Source organism: Sorangium sp. So ce321 (assembly GCF_051530195.1).
Taxonomy (GTDB): Bacteria; Myxococcota_A; Polyangia; order Polyangiales; family Polyangiaceae; genus Sorangium.
The window spans coordinates 13,158,565-13,173,510 of the sequence record NZ_CP150329.1; the positions used below are offsets into that span (position 1 = coordinate 13,158,565).

9 protein-coding genes are annotated in these 14,946 nt (G+C 70.6%); 3 read left to right on the forward strand and 6 right to left on the reverse strand.

Going from position 1 to position 14,946, the window contains the following annotated elements; genetic code table 11:
• Positions 1-129: 129 nt before the first annotated feature.
• Together gyrB and clpB are read left to right on the forward strand one after the other, a co-directional pair.
• Positions 130-2,628, forward strand: coding sequence for a DNA topoisomerase (ATP-hydrolyzing) subunit B (gene gyrB, locus WME89_RS48925; RefSeq protein ID WP_438006375.1), 2,499 nt, complete (start codon positions 130-132; stop codon positions 2,626-2,628).
• A gap of 226 nt (positions 2,629-2,854) precedes the next feature.
• Complete coding sequence (gene clpB / locus WME89_RS48930) at positions 2,855-5,464, forward strand: ATP-dependent chaperone ClpB (RefSeq protein ID WP_438006376.1); 2,610 nt, start codon at positions 2,855-2,857, stop codon at positions 5,462-5,464.
• 30 nt (positions 5,465-5,494) lie between these two features.
• Here the strand turns inward: clpB and WME89_RS48935 are convergent, their stop codons facing one another.
• The 6 genes from WME89_RS48935 to WME89_RS48960 form a co-directional block, all read right to left on the reverse strand.
• Positions 5,495-6,736, reverse strand: coding sequence for a CinA family nicotinamide mononucleotide deamidase-related protein (locus tag WME89_RS48935; protein ID WP_438006377.1), 1,242 nt, complete (start codon positions 6,734-6,736; stop codon positions 5,495-5,497).
• Positions 6,737-6,919: 183 nt separating this feature from the next.
• Positions 6,920-7,789, reverse strand: a complete 870-nt coding sequence (locus WME89_RS48940) for a formylglycine-generating enzyme family protein (RefSeq protein WP_438006378.1) — start codon at positions 7,787-7,789, stop codon at positions 6,920-6,922.
• 26 nt (positions 7,790-7,815) lie between these two features.
• Positions 7,816-9,414 (reverse strand): hypothetical protein, encoded by a 1,599-nt coding sequence (locus WME89_RS48945; RefSeq protein ID WP_438006379.1) that lies wholly within the window; start codon positions 9,412-9,414, stop codon positions 7,816-7,818.
• On the reverse strand, positions 9,414-10,241 hold the full coding sequence (locus WME89_RS48950; protein ID WP_438006380.1) for a hypothetical protein: 828 nt from the start codon (positions 10,239-10,241) through the stop codon (positions 9,414-9,416). Before WME89_RS48950 ends, WME89_RS48945 begins: the two co-directional genes overlap by 1 nt.
• Positions 10,242-10,291: 50 nt before the next feature.
• Positions 10,292-10,855 carry a cytochrome c-type biogenesis protein gene (locus WME89_RS48955; RefSeq protein WP_438006381.1) on the reverse strand — a complete coding sequence of 188 codons (564 nt, stop codon included), beginning with the start codon at positions 10,853-10,855 and terminating at the stop codon, positions 10,292-10,294.
• Positions 10,856-10,866: 11 nt separating this feature from the next.
• Positions 10,867-13,146, reverse strand: a complete 2,280-nt coding sequence (locus WME89_RS48960; protein ID WP_438006382.1) for a heme lyase CcmF/NrfE family subunit — start codon at positions 13,144-13,146, stop codon at positions 10,867-10,869.
• A gap of 510 nt (positions 13,147-13,656) precedes the next feature.
• Between WME89_RS48960 and WME89_RS48965 the strand changes: the two genes are divergently transcribed.
• On the forward strand, positions 13,657-14,919 hold the full coding sequence (locus WME89_RS48965) for a LeuA family protein (protein ID WP_438006383.1): 1,263 nt from the start codon (positions 13,657-13,659) through the stop codon (positions 14,917-14,919).
• Positions 14,920-14,946: the final 27 nt, after the last annotated feature.

Here is a 14,946-nt window from a genome sequence, read left to right on the forward strand (position 1 = left end):
CCCCCGGGTCCCCACCCGACGAGCTGCCATCGAGCCGGCCCCTCCACTGCAAGAAATCCGGCAATCCGAGCGGCCTCCGCCGCTCTGCGCCCCCCGGTGAGAGGCGGCGGGCGCGACACCAGGACCGAGATGACGGAACCCACCCTGAGCCAGCCGACCGACCTCACCAAGCCGTCTTACGACGCCCACAGCATCACGGCGCTCGAAGGCCTTGAAGCGGTGCGAAAGCGCCCCGGCATGTACATCGGCGATGTGCACGACGGATCGGGGCTGCATCACCTCGTCTGGGAGGCCGTGGACAACGCCGTCGACGAGCACCTCGCCGGCGCCTGCACGGAGATCAGGGTCACCGTCCACTTCGACGGGTCGGTCTCGATCGAGGACAACGGCCGCGGGATCCCGGTCGGGATGCACGCCAAGGGCGTGAGCGCCGCAGAGGTCGTCATGACCGTCCTCCACGCCGGCGGCAAGTTCGACAACGCCAGCTACAAGGTCTCTGCCGGCCTGCACGGCGTCGGCGTGAGCGCCGTGAACGCCGTCTCGGAGTGGCTGAAGCTCGAGATCAAGCGCGAGGGGAAGCTCTGGTTTCAGGAGTACGCCCGGGGCGCGCCGAAGGCGCCGCTCAAGCCGATCGGCGTGACGGACAAGACGGGGACGAAGATCACCTTCAAGGCCGATCCGGTCATCTTCAGCGCCGTCGACTTCAGCTACGACATCCTCGCGAGCCGCCTGCGCGAGCTCGCCTTCCTGAACGCCGGGCTCGTCATCCACCTCGACGACCAGCGCGCCGACGGGCGGGCGGAAGCCTACGAGTACAGGGGGGGCATCTCGGAGTTCGTCTCGCTCCTCAACAAGACCAAGGAGCCGATTCACGACGAGGTGATCAGCTTCGTCACGCAACAGGAGATCGCGGCCTCGGGCGAGGGCGCGAACGGGCGCGGGAGCTCGGCCTCGCCGCCGATCGGCGTGGAGATCGCCCTGCAGTGGAACGGCTCCTACACGGAGGCGATCTTCTGTTACACGAACAACGTCCACAACCGGGACGGCGGCACCCACCTCACCGGGCTCCGCGCCGCGCTCACCAAGACGATCAACAACTACGGGAGCGCGCACAACCTCTTCAAGGAGCTGAAGCAGGGCCTCCAGGGCGAGGACGCGCGCGAGGGGCTGACGTGCGTGCTCAGCATCAAGCACCCGGACCCGTCGTTCGACTCGCAGACGAAATCGAAGCTCGTCTCCAGCGAGGTCAAGGGCATCGTCGAGGCGGTCGTCAGCGACAAGCTCGGGCAGTACTTCGAGGAGAACCCGCAGAGCGCGAAGAAGATCATCGAGAAGGCGGTCGTCGCGGCCAAGGCGCGCGAGGCGGCGCGGAAGGCGCGCGAGGTGATCCGCAAGGGCTCGCTCGACGTGACGTCGCTCTCGGGCAAGCTCGCCGACTGCCAGTCGAAGGACCCGGAGAAGAGCGAGATCTACATCGTCGAGGGCGAGAGCGCCGGCGGCAGCGCGAAGATGGGGCGCGACCGGCACTTCCAGGCGATCCTCCCGCTCAAGGGAAAGATCCTGAACGTCGAGCGGGCGCGGCTCGACCGGATGCTGAGCTCCGCGGAGGTCGGTACGCTGATCACCGCCCTCGGCTGCGGGATCAACGACGCGGGCGGCTTCGAGATCGACAAGCTCCGCTACCACAAGATCATCCTGATGACGGACGCCGACGTCGACGGCTCCCACATCCGGACGCTGCTCTTGACCTTCTTCTTCCGGCAAATGCCGGAGATCATGGAGAAGGGGTACCTGTTCATCGCGCAACCGCCGCTCTACCGCGTGCGCAAGGGCAAGCGGGACCTGTACCTCAAGGACCAGGCCGCGCTCGACGAGTTCCTCGTGGGCAACGCCGTGGATGGGCTCGAGATCGTCGCCAGCGGCGCTCAGTCGGGCATCTTGGGCCAGCCGCTCTACCGGCTCGCGCAGCGGCTGAAGCGCTTCCGCGCCGTGCTCTCCAACATCGACAAGCGCTGTGACGCGCGGATCGTGGCGGCGGTGCTGCGGTCGAGCGGGCTCGGTCGGGACGACCTGCGCGAGACGAAGAAGGTCGCCGCGGCCGCCGACGAGCTCCGCGCCTACCTGAAGCAGCGCTACCCGGACCTGTTCCCGCTCACGCTGGCGACGCCCCGGGACACCGAGCACGGGACGAGCCGCATCGAGGTGGTGCCGCGGCCCGGCGCGAGCGCGCGGAGGAGCGTGATCGACTGGGATCTGGTGAACTCGCCGGAGTACCAGGAGGCCTGGTCCATCGAGCAGGACCTCCGCTCCATCGGCGCGCCCCCGTACCGGGCCCGCACCTCGAGCGGCGAGGACACCATCGAGAACGGGGAGGCGCTCGTCGAGTACATCGAAGAGCGGGGCAAGAAGGGTATCGCGATCAGCCGTTACAAGGGCCTCGGCGAGATGAACGCCGACGAGCTCTGGGAAACGACGATGAACCCGGATGCCCGGACTCTCCTGCAAGTGCGCATCGACGATGCGGTGAAGACAGACGAGCTCTTCACCATCCTCATGGGGGATCAGGTCGAGCCGCGCCGCAACTTCATCGAGCAGAACGCGCTCAACGTGAAGAACCTCGACATCTGACCCCGGCGCTCGCGGCGCGGGGCGCATCGAACCCCGCGCCGGGGTGCTGTCGAGACCGACCCGACCCCGGGCTCGCGGCGCCGTCCGGGGGTTGACGCGGCGCCCATGCTGCATCGAACCTCCGCTACGTCCGCTCGGTATCTCTGGCATCTCTGGCATCTCTGGCAAGCCGCTTGCCTGGCCGGCCCCTTGCTAGCCCAGGCACGCGCCTTAGCTTCGAGGTGCCATGAGAATCGAGCGAATGACGACGAAGGCCCAAGAGGCCGTACGAGAGGCTGTCGATTTCGGCAGCCGCCGGGGGAACCCCGAACTCTATCCCGAGCACCTTGTGCGGGCGATCGTCGACCAGGACGGCGGCGTCGGCGCTCCCCTGGTGCAGAAGGCAGGCGCCGATCCGGCGGGGTTATCGCGCCTGCTCGAGGCGAAGATCGACACCTATCCTCGCGTGAGCGGGGGCGCCGAGCCGGGCCTGTCGCGGCGCGCGCTCGCGGTCCTGCAGAAGGCCGAAGACGAGGCGAAGTCGCTCAAGGACGAGTACATCTCGACAGAGCATGTCCTGCTCGCCGGGGTGAAGGTCGACAAGGAGATCCAGTCGATCTTCGAGCGAGCGGGGCTCTCGTACGACAAGCTGCTCGCGTCGCTCGCGGCCGTGCGCGGCAACCAGCGCGTGACCGACAGGGACCCCGAGGGGAAGTTCCAGGCGCTCGAGAAGTACACGCGCGATCTCACGAAGCTCGCTCGAAAGGGCAAGATCGACCCGGTGATCGGCCGAGACGAGGAGATCCGCCGCGTGATCCAGGTGCTCTCGCGCCGCACCAAGAACAACCCGGTCCTCATCGGCGAGCCCGGCGTCGGCAAGACAGCCATCGTCGAGGGCATCGCGCACCGGATCGTCGCCGGCGACGTGCCCGAGTCGCTCAAGGACAAGACCATCGCCGCGCTCGACCTCGCCGCCATGGTCGCAGGGTCGAAGTTCCGCGGTGAGTTCGAGGACCGGCTCAAGGCCGTGCTCAAGGAGATCGAGGGCTCGAACGGGCGCGTCATCCTGTTCATCGACGAGCTCCACACCTTGGTGGGCGCCGGGGCGCCCGAGGGCGCGATGGACGCGGCCAACATGCTGAAGCCCGCGCTCGCGCGCGGCGAGCTGCGGTGTATCGGCGCGACCACCCTCGACGAGTACCGGAAGCGGATCGAGAAGGACGCGGCGCTGGAGCGGCGGTTCCAGCAGGTGCTCGTCTCGCAGCCGAGCGTCGAGGACACCATCGCCATCCTCCGCGGGCTCAAGGAGAAGTACGAGGTTCACCACGGGATCCGCATCCAGGACGCGGCGCTCGTGGCGTCGGCGGTCCTGTCGAATCGGTACATCACCGAGCGGTTCCTGCCCGACAAGGCGATCGACCTCGTCGACGAGGCGGCGTCGAAGATCCGCATGGAGATCGACAGCCTGCCCACGCCCATCGATCAGGTCGAGCGCGACCTCTTGAAGATGCAGATGGAGGAACAGGCGCTCAAGCGCGAGAGCGACAAGGCGAGCAAGGCGCGGCTCGACGAGGTGCGGCGCGAGATCGCCGAGCTCCAGGGGCAGCGCGACGCGATGCGGGCGCAGTGGATGCGAGAGAAGGAGCTCATCTCGGAGCTGCGCCAGCTGAAGCCGCAGATCGAGGAGCTCAGGCTCGAGGAGGAGCGCCTGAAGCGCGCCGGCGACCTCGGACGCGCCGCGGAGATCCACTACGGCAGGATCCCGGAGATCGAGAAGAAGCTCGAGTCGATCCGGTCGACCCTGGGGCAGGTGCAGTCGAAGCAGAGCTACCTGAAGGAGGAGGTCACCGACGAGGACATCGCCGCTGTCGTGTCGAAGTGGACCGGGATCCCCGTCTCCAAGATGCTCGAGAGCGAGATGCAGAAGCTCCTGCGCCTCGAGGAGGAGCTGCGCCGGCGCGTCGTCGGCCAGGAGGACGCGCTCCGCGCCGTGTCGAACGCCATCCGACGCTCGAGGGCGGGCCTCGGCGACGAGCGGCGGCCGATCGGGTCGTTCCTGTTCCTCGGGCCGACGGGCGTCGGCAAGACCGAGCTCGCGCGCGCGCTCGCCGAGATCCTGTTCGACGACGAGCGGGCCATGGTGCGGCTCGACATGAGCGAGTACGGGGAGCGCCACGCGGTGGCTCGCCTGATCGGCGCGCCGCCCGGGTACGTCGGCTACGAGGAGGGCGGCCAGCTCACGGAGCCGGTGCGCCGGCGGCCGTACAGCGTGGTGCTGTTCGACGAGATCGAGAAGGCCCACCCGGACATCTGGAATACGCTGCTCCAGGTGCTCGACGATGGACGCCTGACCGATGGGCAGGGGCACACCGTCGACTTCAAGAACACGATCATCATCCTGACATCCAACCTCGGCACGCCGGCGGCCGCGGCGATCGAGGAGCGCGCCAACCTGCCGGCGGAAGAGAAGGCCGAGCTCGTGAGGAGGGCCGTCATCGAGGAGGTGCGGAAGCACTTCCGCCCGGAGTTCTTGAATCGCCTGGACGATCTCATCGTGTTCCGGCGGCTGGCGCGCGAGCAGATGGAGAGGATCGTCGATATCCAGCTCGATCTCCTGCGAAAGCGCCTGGATCGGCGCGGGCTGCTGTTCACCATCTCGTCCGAGGCGAAGGGCTACCTCATCGAGCAGGGGTGGGATCCGCAGTACGGCGCCAGGCCGCTGAAGCGCGCCATCCAGCGGAGCATCGAGGACGAGCTCGCGAAGCGCATCCTCGGCGGCGAGTTCAAGCAGGGAGACACGGTGCAGATCGACCGCGGGGGCGGCGCGCTGACGTTCACGCGCGCAGCGCCGAACTGACGCGCTCGCGCCCGCGCGCCAGCGCTCCCGTCAGCGTTCGGGCAGGTTGCCGGTGATGCGGCGGAGGAGGTCCAGGACGGCGTAGGCGGCGCCGAGCTGGACCTCCTCGCGATCTCCCGAGAAGACGCGATCGCGCACGACGAGGCCGCCGGGGTGGGACACGGCCCAGTAGCAAAGGCCGACCGGCTTGGTCGCCGTCCCGCCCGTCGGGCCGGCGATGCCGGTGACCGAGATGCCCACGTCGACCTCGCAGAGGCGGCGCACCCCCTGGGCCATCTCGGCGGCGACCTCGGCCGACACCGCGCCATGGCCGCGCAAGGTGTCCTCTGCGACGCCGAGCAGCCGCGTCTTGGCGCTGTTCGCGTAGGTGACCGCGGCGCCGACCAGGTAGTCGCTCGCCGGATAGCTGGTGAGCAGGTGAGAGATGAGCCCGCCAGTGCACGACTCGGAGACGGCGAGCCGCCAGCCACGGGCGCGCACCGAGCGCCCGACCATCTCCGGGAAGGCGTCGTCCCCCTCCCCGTACACGGCCGTGCCGAGCCGCTCGCGGGCCTCGGCGGTCGCCTTCAGGGCCAGCTCGTGGGCCATCGAGTGCGTGCCGGCGCGGGCGTGGACCTTCACGTCGACCTCCGGGTAATGCACGCGGTAGCCGAGCGTGATGCCCGGATAGGCCTCCTCCAGGCCGTTCAGGTGCTCGCCCAGCGCGGACTCGGGGAGACCGTAGGTGCGAAGACGGACCTGGAAGGTGTTGTTCGGCGCCGCCGGCCGCACGCGCGGCAACACCTGCTCGGCGAACATGCTCTTCATCTCCCGCGGCACGCCGGGCAGGAAGAAGACAGTGGTCTCGCCGAGGTGGACCCCGAAGCCAGGCGCGGTGCCGGACGAGTTCGGGAGTATCTCGGACCCGGCGGGGACCTCGGCCTGCTTCTCGTGGCCAGCGTTCATCGTCTTGCCGCGGCCCTCGACGCGGCGGCGGATGGCGAGCAGCGTGCTCTCGTCGCGCACGAGGTCGGTGCCGGTCGCGCGCGCGGCGGCCAGCGCCGTGAGGTCATCCGTCGTGGGGCCGAGGCCGCCGGTGGCGATCACCAGCCGGTGCGCGCTCGCGAGCTGGCGAACCGCAGCGGCGATGCGGTCGACGTCGTCGTCGACCGTGTTGGCCACGCTGACCGTGAAGCCCGCTGCAGTGAGCTCGGCAGCGAGCCAGGCCGCGTTGGTGTTGATGATCTCGCCCCGGGTGAGCTCGGTCCCGATCGAGAGAAGCGCGACAGTCATTGGGAAGGGCGACTGTAACCCAATCCGGACCAGACGGAGCGCGTTTCGGGACCGTTTTTCCACAGGGCCGCGCCCCTCCCCTGCCAGTTTCGCTGCAAGGTCGGGGCCCCTCCCCCGCCCGTTTTGCTGCAGGGTCGGGGCCCCTCCCCCGCCCTGCTGGCATCGCCGCCGCGCGCCGCGAGCTCAAGGAGAATAGGCGCACCGGAAGCCGATATCCGGCGCACGGGTCGAACCAGGGAGAAGCCGCCGGTTCCAGGTGCGGAGCGCTGCCGCCGCCCCGTCGGCCCACGATCCGCCGTGGGTTCCCGAGATCTCCTGTCCAGGCACATCAGGGGCCGCCCACTCGGCGACATTGCCGGCGAGGTCGAACAGACGCCCGGCGGCGTGGACAGCGGCGCCGTCGGGGCGCGCTCCGGCGAGCTCCGGGCCCGTCGCGTCCCAACCGCATGGGCCCGTCCGCAGGCCGAAGGCGGCGCGCCGACACACAGCACCTGTGTCTCCCCACGGGTACCGCCGGCCCGACGGGCCCGCGGCGGCGAAGGCCAGCTGGTCACGCGACGGGAGCGCCCCGCCAGCGAAGGCGCAGTACCGGGCGGCCTCCGCCATGGTGATGCCCGTCACGGGGAGGCCCGGTTCACCGCGAAGCGGCAGCGGGGAGCACGCGCCGGCGTCCACGCAGGCCGCGTAACGCTGCTCGGTGACCTCGAACGCATCGAGCGAGAACGCCGGGATGAACACCGCGCGCGGGTCGACGATGCCCTGCGCCTCCCAGTCGCTCGGACCGAGGCGCAGCGTCCCGGCGGCGATAGGTACGGTCGCGCTCGGCGCGACGCACCCGGCGGGGGTCACCGTGAGGCCGGCGCCGCAGCGGCTCGGCGCGCCGGCGCAGCGGCCAGCCTCGAGGCGCTGGCCATCACCGCAGCACCGCGGGCCGAGCGCGACCATCCCGGGGGCGCAGCGCGCCGGCGGCCCCCCGCGATGGCGGGCGAGCGCGACGACGCCGCCGATCAGGAGGGCTGCGCCCGCGGAAAGGCCAGCCTTCCAGCCAGTCATCGCTTCGAGGAGAAGCTGCGCCCCGGTCAGGGAGGCGGCGGCGCGGCAGGGTCCGACTTGAGCGCGCCGGACGCCTTGCGCGAGCCGGCGGTCTTCCCGCGCGCCGGCCTGGCCTCGATCATGGCGACGATGCGCGCGAGCGCGTCGAGGAGCGCCCCACGGACGCGCTCGTACGTCTTCGGGCCGACGTCGCCCCGCTTCCGCGCGCGCTCGAGCTCGACGAACTCGTCGAGCAGCGCGTCGCGCGCCTCGAGCAGCTCGCGCCGCTCCTCGTCGTCAGGCCCGCGATCCCCTTCGCGCCGCCGGACCAGGTTCAACGCGGCCCCGCCGACCACGGTCGCTCCGGCCAGGAGCAGCGCGATCCACCGGCCCACGCCGGGCGTCGGCAGCCCGGCGAGCGTGATCTCGATCGTCCGCAGCCCGCCTTCGGCGCGGGAGCTCTGCTTCTCGGTGATCAGGATCTTCTTGCCGTCCCGGCCTTGGGTGCGCTGCGCCGCCGGAAAGCCGGCGACGTTCAGCGTCATGGACTTCGACGCCTCGGCCATCACCCGCATCTGGGCCATGCGCGGAGGCAGCTCGATGCGGATCGTCTGGCGCTCCTCCTGGCTGAGCGGGACCTGCCAGCGAAACTGCCCTTCATGCCGGCCAGGGCTCACCGTGCCGCGCAGCGCCACGCCGGTGCCCTTGACCTCCTCGAAGCGCATCTCGTCCATGGCGTCGGTCTTGTTGAACGCCTTGTAGTCGGGCGGCAGGGCGAACGTCTCGTTCGGCAGCCAGGCGGCGCGGCCGAGATTGAAGACCTGGAACAGCTGCTCCACCGAGATCGAGTCCTGCCGGAGCTGGAGGTAGATGATGCCCTGCGTCCCGACGAGCAGGGAGTTCACGTCCGCCGTGGCCTCGTAGACGTGGAGCACGGCGCGCTTGCCGGCCTCGGCGCTGAGCCCGAAGTGCGGCAGCGAGAACGTCCCGCCGTTGCGCGTGACCGAGATGCCGTAGCTCGTGCCGCCGCCGATCGTGAGGTTCTCGAACCGGATGGTGCCCGCGTCGTCCGTCTCTCTCGTCACGCGCTGGCGCGAGTCGCCCTTCGCCACCGAGCTCTGAAGGATGTCGACGTCGACCGGGATGCGAGGGGCGGGGTTACCGTCCGCGTCCTGCACGGTGAGCACGAGGACGCCGGGCGGGAGCGCCGCATCCTCCTGCGCGGTGTCCTCGGGCGCGTCGAACATGCCCGTCAGCTCTTCTGAACGGCGCCGCGACGCGGCCCCGTCCGCGGGCGTCTTGCCCACCGGCGGGTGGCCGGAAGGCAGCTCCTGCCCGAGCTCGGGATGGCCCGGCGGCAGAGCGCCCGCGTCGGCAGGCGCGCCCGCGTCCGCCTCGCCGGCCGCGGGGCTTCCGGCGGCCGCGGCGCCCGTCGCGCTCGGCTTCGCCGCCTTCGGAGCCTGCGCCGTCGCTGCAGGCTGCGCCGCCGCAGCCCTGGGCGCCGGGGCCGGCGCCGGGGCCGGGGCCGGGGCCGTGCTGGCCGCAGCCGGTTGCGCCGGCGCAGCCGGCTGCGCCAGCGCGGCCTGCGCGGCGGTCACGCTCAGCGAGGCGATCGCCGCCAGCGCGGTGCACCTGGTCCAGCGCATCAGGGCGCCCTCCTGCTCTCGTTCTCGTCACCGCCGGCCGCGGCCTCGTCCGCCGCAGCCTGGTCAGCCAGCGGCGCGTCCAGCGCGCACTTCGTCCCGCACTTCTTGCAAAACACAGCGTCTTCGTCGTTGAGCGTCCCGCAGGCAGCGCACGTCGAGGTGCGCGCCGCCTCGCCATCCGCCGCCGCCGCGGCGGCGTCGCGCTCGCCGTCCGCCGGCGCCGCGTCGCGCTCCTGCTTCTCGAGCCGCCTGGCCCTGGCGCGCTTCCGCTTCGCGGGCCCGGCCGCCGCGGCGGCGTCTTCCGGCTCGCTCGCGGCGTCCTCCTCGCCCTGCTCCGGCGCCTCGAGCGCGCCGCCGTCGTCCTGGAGCCCGGCGCGCCGGAGGTGCCTCGCGACGAGCGCGGCGACGTGCTCGCGCCGCGGCTGCGCGTCGGCGTCGAGCAGGCGGAGCAGCCGCTTCGCCTCGGCGCGGTACTTCGCGACCAGCTCGGCGTAGTCCTCGTCGCTGATCTTCCCGACGCTCCGCTCGAACTCGAGGTCCTTGAGCGCCCGCAAGACGGACTGCTTCTGCTCCTCCTCGGTGCGCGGCGCGCCGAGCGCATACGCGTCGGCCCCGCTGAGCGGCGTCTCCCCGAGCAGCACGCGGAGGCTCGCCCAGAAGATGGCGATGACCGCGACGAGGGCGCCCCCCGCGAGCACGAGGATCGCCGCGGGCGGCCCCGCGAGGAGCCCCGCGACGCCGGCGCCGACGAGCGCCGCGAGCGGCACCCCGAAGCGGGCGTAGTGCACGATCTGCCGCTCCAGCGGCGAGTCAGAGCCCCTGCTCACGGTCTCGTCAGCCGCGACAGGGGCGGCGCTCCTGGCCGGATGTTCTGCGCTCATTCGCGGTCGAGGCTCTTGAGCTCTTCGTCGAGCTTGTCGTCGTAATCGTCGCGCGCGCCGGGGGCAGCGTCCTTCGGGGACCGCTGCGCGCTGGCGGCGCTCACCTCGTCGCTGCGCCGCTTCCACCGGCGCAGCGTCACGATGACGAGGCCGGCGCCGAGCGCGATGGCGGCGAGCGGGAACATGTAGAGCAGCCGCTGGCTGCCCTTGTTCGGCGGGACCGCCAGCGCCTCCGCCCCGAAGCGCTCGGCGTAGGTCGCCTGGATGTCCTCCACCGAGCGCCCGGCCGCGAGCTCGGCGCGGAGCGCGTCCCGGCGCTCGTGCGCGGTGCCGCAGGTGCACGTCCCGAGGGTCTCGCGCGGACAGCCGCACGTGCAGATCAGGCTCCAGAAGAGCTGGCGCTCGGTGTCGTTCTGGATGCCGACGACGCCCGTGCGCACCATCCCCTCCCCGAGCTGCTGCCCGTGGGCGAACTCCGGCGAGCGCAGCATGACGACGAGGGCGATGACGCCCGCGACGAGGAGGGTGATGCCGTGGATGAGTTTTCGCGTGCGGCTCATTCGAAGGCTGGCTACCTCAGCTCGGCGGCGGTCGGGAGCATGGCACCGATCGCGGGCGCCTGCCCGGGAGGAACGGGGTCGCCGGGGGTCGGGGCGCGGACCTCGACACCCGCTCCATCGGGCGTGACAAGGGTCGGGCGGCCGAACCCCTCCTGGATGGGGTGCCCGTAGGCCTGCGACGGGCCGCCGGCGAGCAGGAAGGCGAACACGACCGAGGCCGTGACCGACCCTGCCGCTCGTACATAGCCGAACGCCCCGGCCTCCTCGAGCGCGATGTCGGGCCACATCGCGACGAGCGCCCCGAGGATGAGGATCCCCGCGCCGAACCACATGAACGAGATCAGGTTGTTCACGTGCAGCTGGAAGGAGGCGACCTTCGTCTGCGGGTTCGCCATCCCGATGATCACGTAGAGGTCGTTCTTGAGCGTGATATGCCGGGCGACCTCGGTCGACGGCGCCTCCGGGGTCGCCTTGTAGATGTACTTCGCCGGGCTGATCCGGCCGACCGGCACGCCATGGCGCTCGACGTCGAGATCGGCGAAGACCATCCGCTTCTCGCTGTCGACCTCCATGCGCGGGCCAGCGTAGACGAGGCGGTACTCCTCGATCTCCACGGCCTCGCCCGGGTGGAGGCTGATCTCCTTGTCGACGCCCCACGCGCGGCCGGCGAACCCGAGGAACATCACGGCGATGCCGACGTGCACGATGTAGCCGCCGTAGCGGCGCCGCGACCTGGCGACCAGGTTGTAGAACGAGGCGAAGAACGACTCGCTGCCCCGCTTCTGCCGCGCGGCGATGCCGCGGGCGAACTCCTGGATGACCACGGCGACGTTGAACGCGGCGAACGCCACCGTGAAGAACGGGTAGGTCGACGCGAGCTTCGCGAGCGCGGCGCCGAGCTGGCCGGGGTAGATCGGGTCCACGGAGACGAACGGGGCGAAGCCCACCTTCTTCCCGAGCGTGATGTGGAGAACTGCCGTCACGACCGTGGCCAGCACCGGCCAGCGGAAGCTCTTCCGGAACAGCTCCGGCGACGTCTTCCGCCACCCGAGCAGCGGCGCGACGCCCATCAGCAGGAAGACCACGAGCGCGATCGGCGGGAGCCACATGTTGTAAAACGTCGGCCCGAGCGTCGACTTCTGGTCGAGCAGCCACTCGCTGATGCGCGGCCACACCGTCGCGACCGCGATGAAGACCATGATGCTGACGAAGCCCCAGTTGTTGAAGAGGAACGCGGCCTCGCGCGACAGCAGCGACTCGAACTGCCCCTCGCTGCGCAGCCGCGGCAGGCGGTAGACGATCAGCGCGGTGCACGTCGCCAGGATCACGGCCATGAAGAAGACGAACCAGATGCCGATGCCGGACTGGGCGAAGGAGTGCACGCTCGCGATGAGGCCCGACCGCGTGAGCCAGGTGCCGAAGATCGTGAGGAAGAACGTCCCGCAGATGAGCGAGACGTTCCACACCTTCAGCATGCCGCGGCGCTCCTGGATCATCGTCGAGTGCACGTAGGCGCTCGCGGTGAGCCACGGGAGGAACGCGGCATTCTCGACCGGATCCCACGCCCACGGGCCGCCCCAGCCGAGCTCCTCGTAGGCCCACAGCATCCCGAGCACGTTGCCGATCGAGAGGAACAGCCAGGAGAAGAGCATCCACTTGCGCGTCGCCACGATCCACTCGCTGTCGAGGCGGCCGGTGGCGAGCGCGGCGATCGCGAACGCGAAGGGGACAGCCGCGCTCGTGAAGCCGATGTAGAGGCTCGGCGGGTGGATGATCATGTAGAAGTTGCGGAGCTGGTAATTCAGCCCGTTGCCGTCGAGCGGGGCGCCCGCCACGCTGGTCCGGAACGGGTTCACGGCGAAGATCATCAGCGCCGCGAAGAAGATGAGGACGCTCATCAGCGTCGCGATGACGTACGGCTGGAGCTCCAGGTACCGGCGCTTCAGCCAGACGACGCAGCCGCCAGAGAACAGCGAGGTCAGGAACATCCACCAGAGCAGCGAGCCGTCCTGCCCGCCCCAGAGCGCCGCGATGAGGTACGGCGTGGTCATGGAGCGGTCGCTGTACTGCGCGACGTAGGCGATGCGGAAATCGTGGCTGACGAAGGCGTACGCGAGCACGAGCACCGCGAGGCCGACGAGCGCGATCGTGCCGTACGCGCCGAGGCGCGCCGCCTGGAGCAGCCGCGGCCGCCCGCGCGCCGACGCGAGCCCGACGGCGAAGGTATACGCCGCAGTGACCAGGATGGCGTAAAGCACGCCGGTCCCGAACTCAGGAAGGGATTGCCACATCGTTGTGGGGCCAAGCTTAGGCCTGCCAGGCGCGCAGGGCCAGCGCACCGCGCCGCGCAGACGAGCGCCCGCCGCGTTCGCCGCGCGGGCCTGCGCCGCGCTGCTCCCGCAGCGCGCTCGCGAGCGTCAGCTGAGTCCTGGAACCGGCGCTTTTTCTGGCCGGACTGCACCCTGCCGCGCCGACGGCGTGGGCCGCGCGCTCGCCGTCCCCGGACCGCCGCGCCTGGGTCCGATCGTGCGATCGCCGCCCCGGCATTGCGCCGCGACGGGCGCGGCGCTCGCCGACCCGACCTCGCGGCGCAGCGCTGTGCTCGTCCTCCCCGACGCCCCTTCCGATCACGCCGTCTCGGATCCGTGACGCGGCGCCGATGTGGCCGATGTGACGGAGCACGCATTGCGGCGTCGTCACCATCGTTGTCGCGGCTTCGCCTGCGCCCCGCGTCATGTCGCGCGCCTCGCAGGCGCTTCGTTTCAGGCTCGGCGTTGCGCGCGGAGCACTATACTCGGAGCATGGCGATCGCTCCCGCCGGTATCCGCCCGGCCGATCTCATCTATGACTGGAACGAGGTAGGCCGCGTCGGGCGGGTCATCCCGAAGGAGATCGGCTTCTTCGACGAGACCCTGCGCGACGGCCTGCAGAACCCCTCGGTCGCCGACCCGAACATCGAGAGCAAGCTCAAGCTGCTCCACCTGATGGCCAAGATCGGCATCCAGGTCGCCGATATCGGCCTGCCCGGCAGCTCGCAGCGGGCCTTCGACGACGTGCTCCGGATGTGCAGGGAGGTGGCCGACAACAACCTGCCGCTCCGCGTCGCCTGCGCAGGCCGCACGGTCGTCTCGGACATCACCCCCATGATCGAGATCTCCCAGCGCGCGGGGATCCCGGTCGAGATCTACGCCTTCATCGGCTCCAGCCCGATCCGCCAGCTCGCCGAGGCGTGGGACGTCGACCTCATCGCGCAGCGCAGCGCCGCCGCGATCGACGCGGGCGTGAAGGCCGGGCTCCCTGTCGCCTATGTCACGGAAGACACGACGCGCTCGCGCCCCGAGGTGCTGGCGACGCTCTTCAAGGTCGCCATCGATCACGGCGCGTCCCGGCTGTGCCTGTGCGATACCGTCGGGCACGCGACGCCCGACGGGGTCCGCAACCTCATCAACTTCACGCGGGCCATCATCGCGGGCGCCGGGGCGTCGGTCGGCATCGACTGGCACGGCCACAACGACCGCGGGCTCGCGCTCGAGAACGCGATCTGGGCGCTCCAGTTCGGCGCGGACCGGGTGCACGGCACCGCCCTCGGCATCGGCGAGCGGGTCGGCAACGCCGCGATGGAGCTCATCCTGCTCAACATGAAGCTCCTCGGCCTCCTCGAGCACCAGGACCTCACCCACCTGCTGGAGTACTGCACGACGGCCGCGCAGGCGGTCGGCTGGCAGGTGCCGATCAATTATCCCCTGGTCGGACGGGACGCGTTCCGGACGGCGACCGGCGTGCACGCGGCGGCGATCATCAAGGCCGAGTCGAAGGGCGACGCCTGGATGGCCGACCGGATCTACTCCGGCGTCCCCGCGGGCATGTTCGGCCGCCAGCAGGAGATCTGCGTGGGCTACATGTCCGGCGCCTCCAACGTGAACTACTGGCTCCGGCAGCGGAAGATCGAGCCCTCGAAGGAGCTCGTCGACGCCATCCTCGCGAAGGCCAAGGCCACGGATCACATCCTCGGCGACGAGGAGATCCAGGCCGTGATCGAGCAGCACCGCGGCCGCCAGGCCTGAGCCGGCGCGGCCTCGGCCCGGGTCAGG

Coding starts and splice junctions, on each gene's coding strand:
- clpB (WP_438006376.1), top strand. CDS start 2,855: ATGAGAATCGAGCGAATGACGACGAAGGCCCAAGAGGCCGTACGAGAG.
- WME89_RS48935 (WP_438006377.1), bottom strand. CDS start 6,736: ATGACTGTCGCGCTTCTCTCGATCGGGACCGAGCTCACCCGGGGCGAG.
- WME89_RS48945 (WP_438006379.1), bottom strand. CDS start 9,414: ATGCGCTGGACCAGGTGCACCGCGCTGGCGGCGATCGCCTCGCTGAGC.
- gyrB (WP_438006375.1), top strand. CDS start 130: ATGACGGAACCCACCCTGAGCCAGCCGACCGACCTCACCAAGCCGTCT.
- WME89_RS48960 (WP_438006382.1), bottom strand. CDS start 13,146: ATGTGGCAATCCCTTCCTGAGTTCGGGACCGGCGTGCTTTACGCCATC.
- WME89_RS48965 (WP_438006383.1), top strand. CDS start 13,657: ATGGCGATCGCTCCCGCCGGTATCCGCCCGGCCGATCTCATCTATGAC.
- WME89_RS48955 (WP_438006381.1), bottom strand. CDS start 10,855: ATGAGCCGCACGCGAAAACTCATCCACGGCATCACCCTCCTCGTCGCG.
- WME89_RS48940 (WP_438006378.1), bottom strand. CDS start 7,789: ATGACTGGCTGGAAGGCTGGCCTTTCCGCGGGCGCAGCCCTCCTGATC.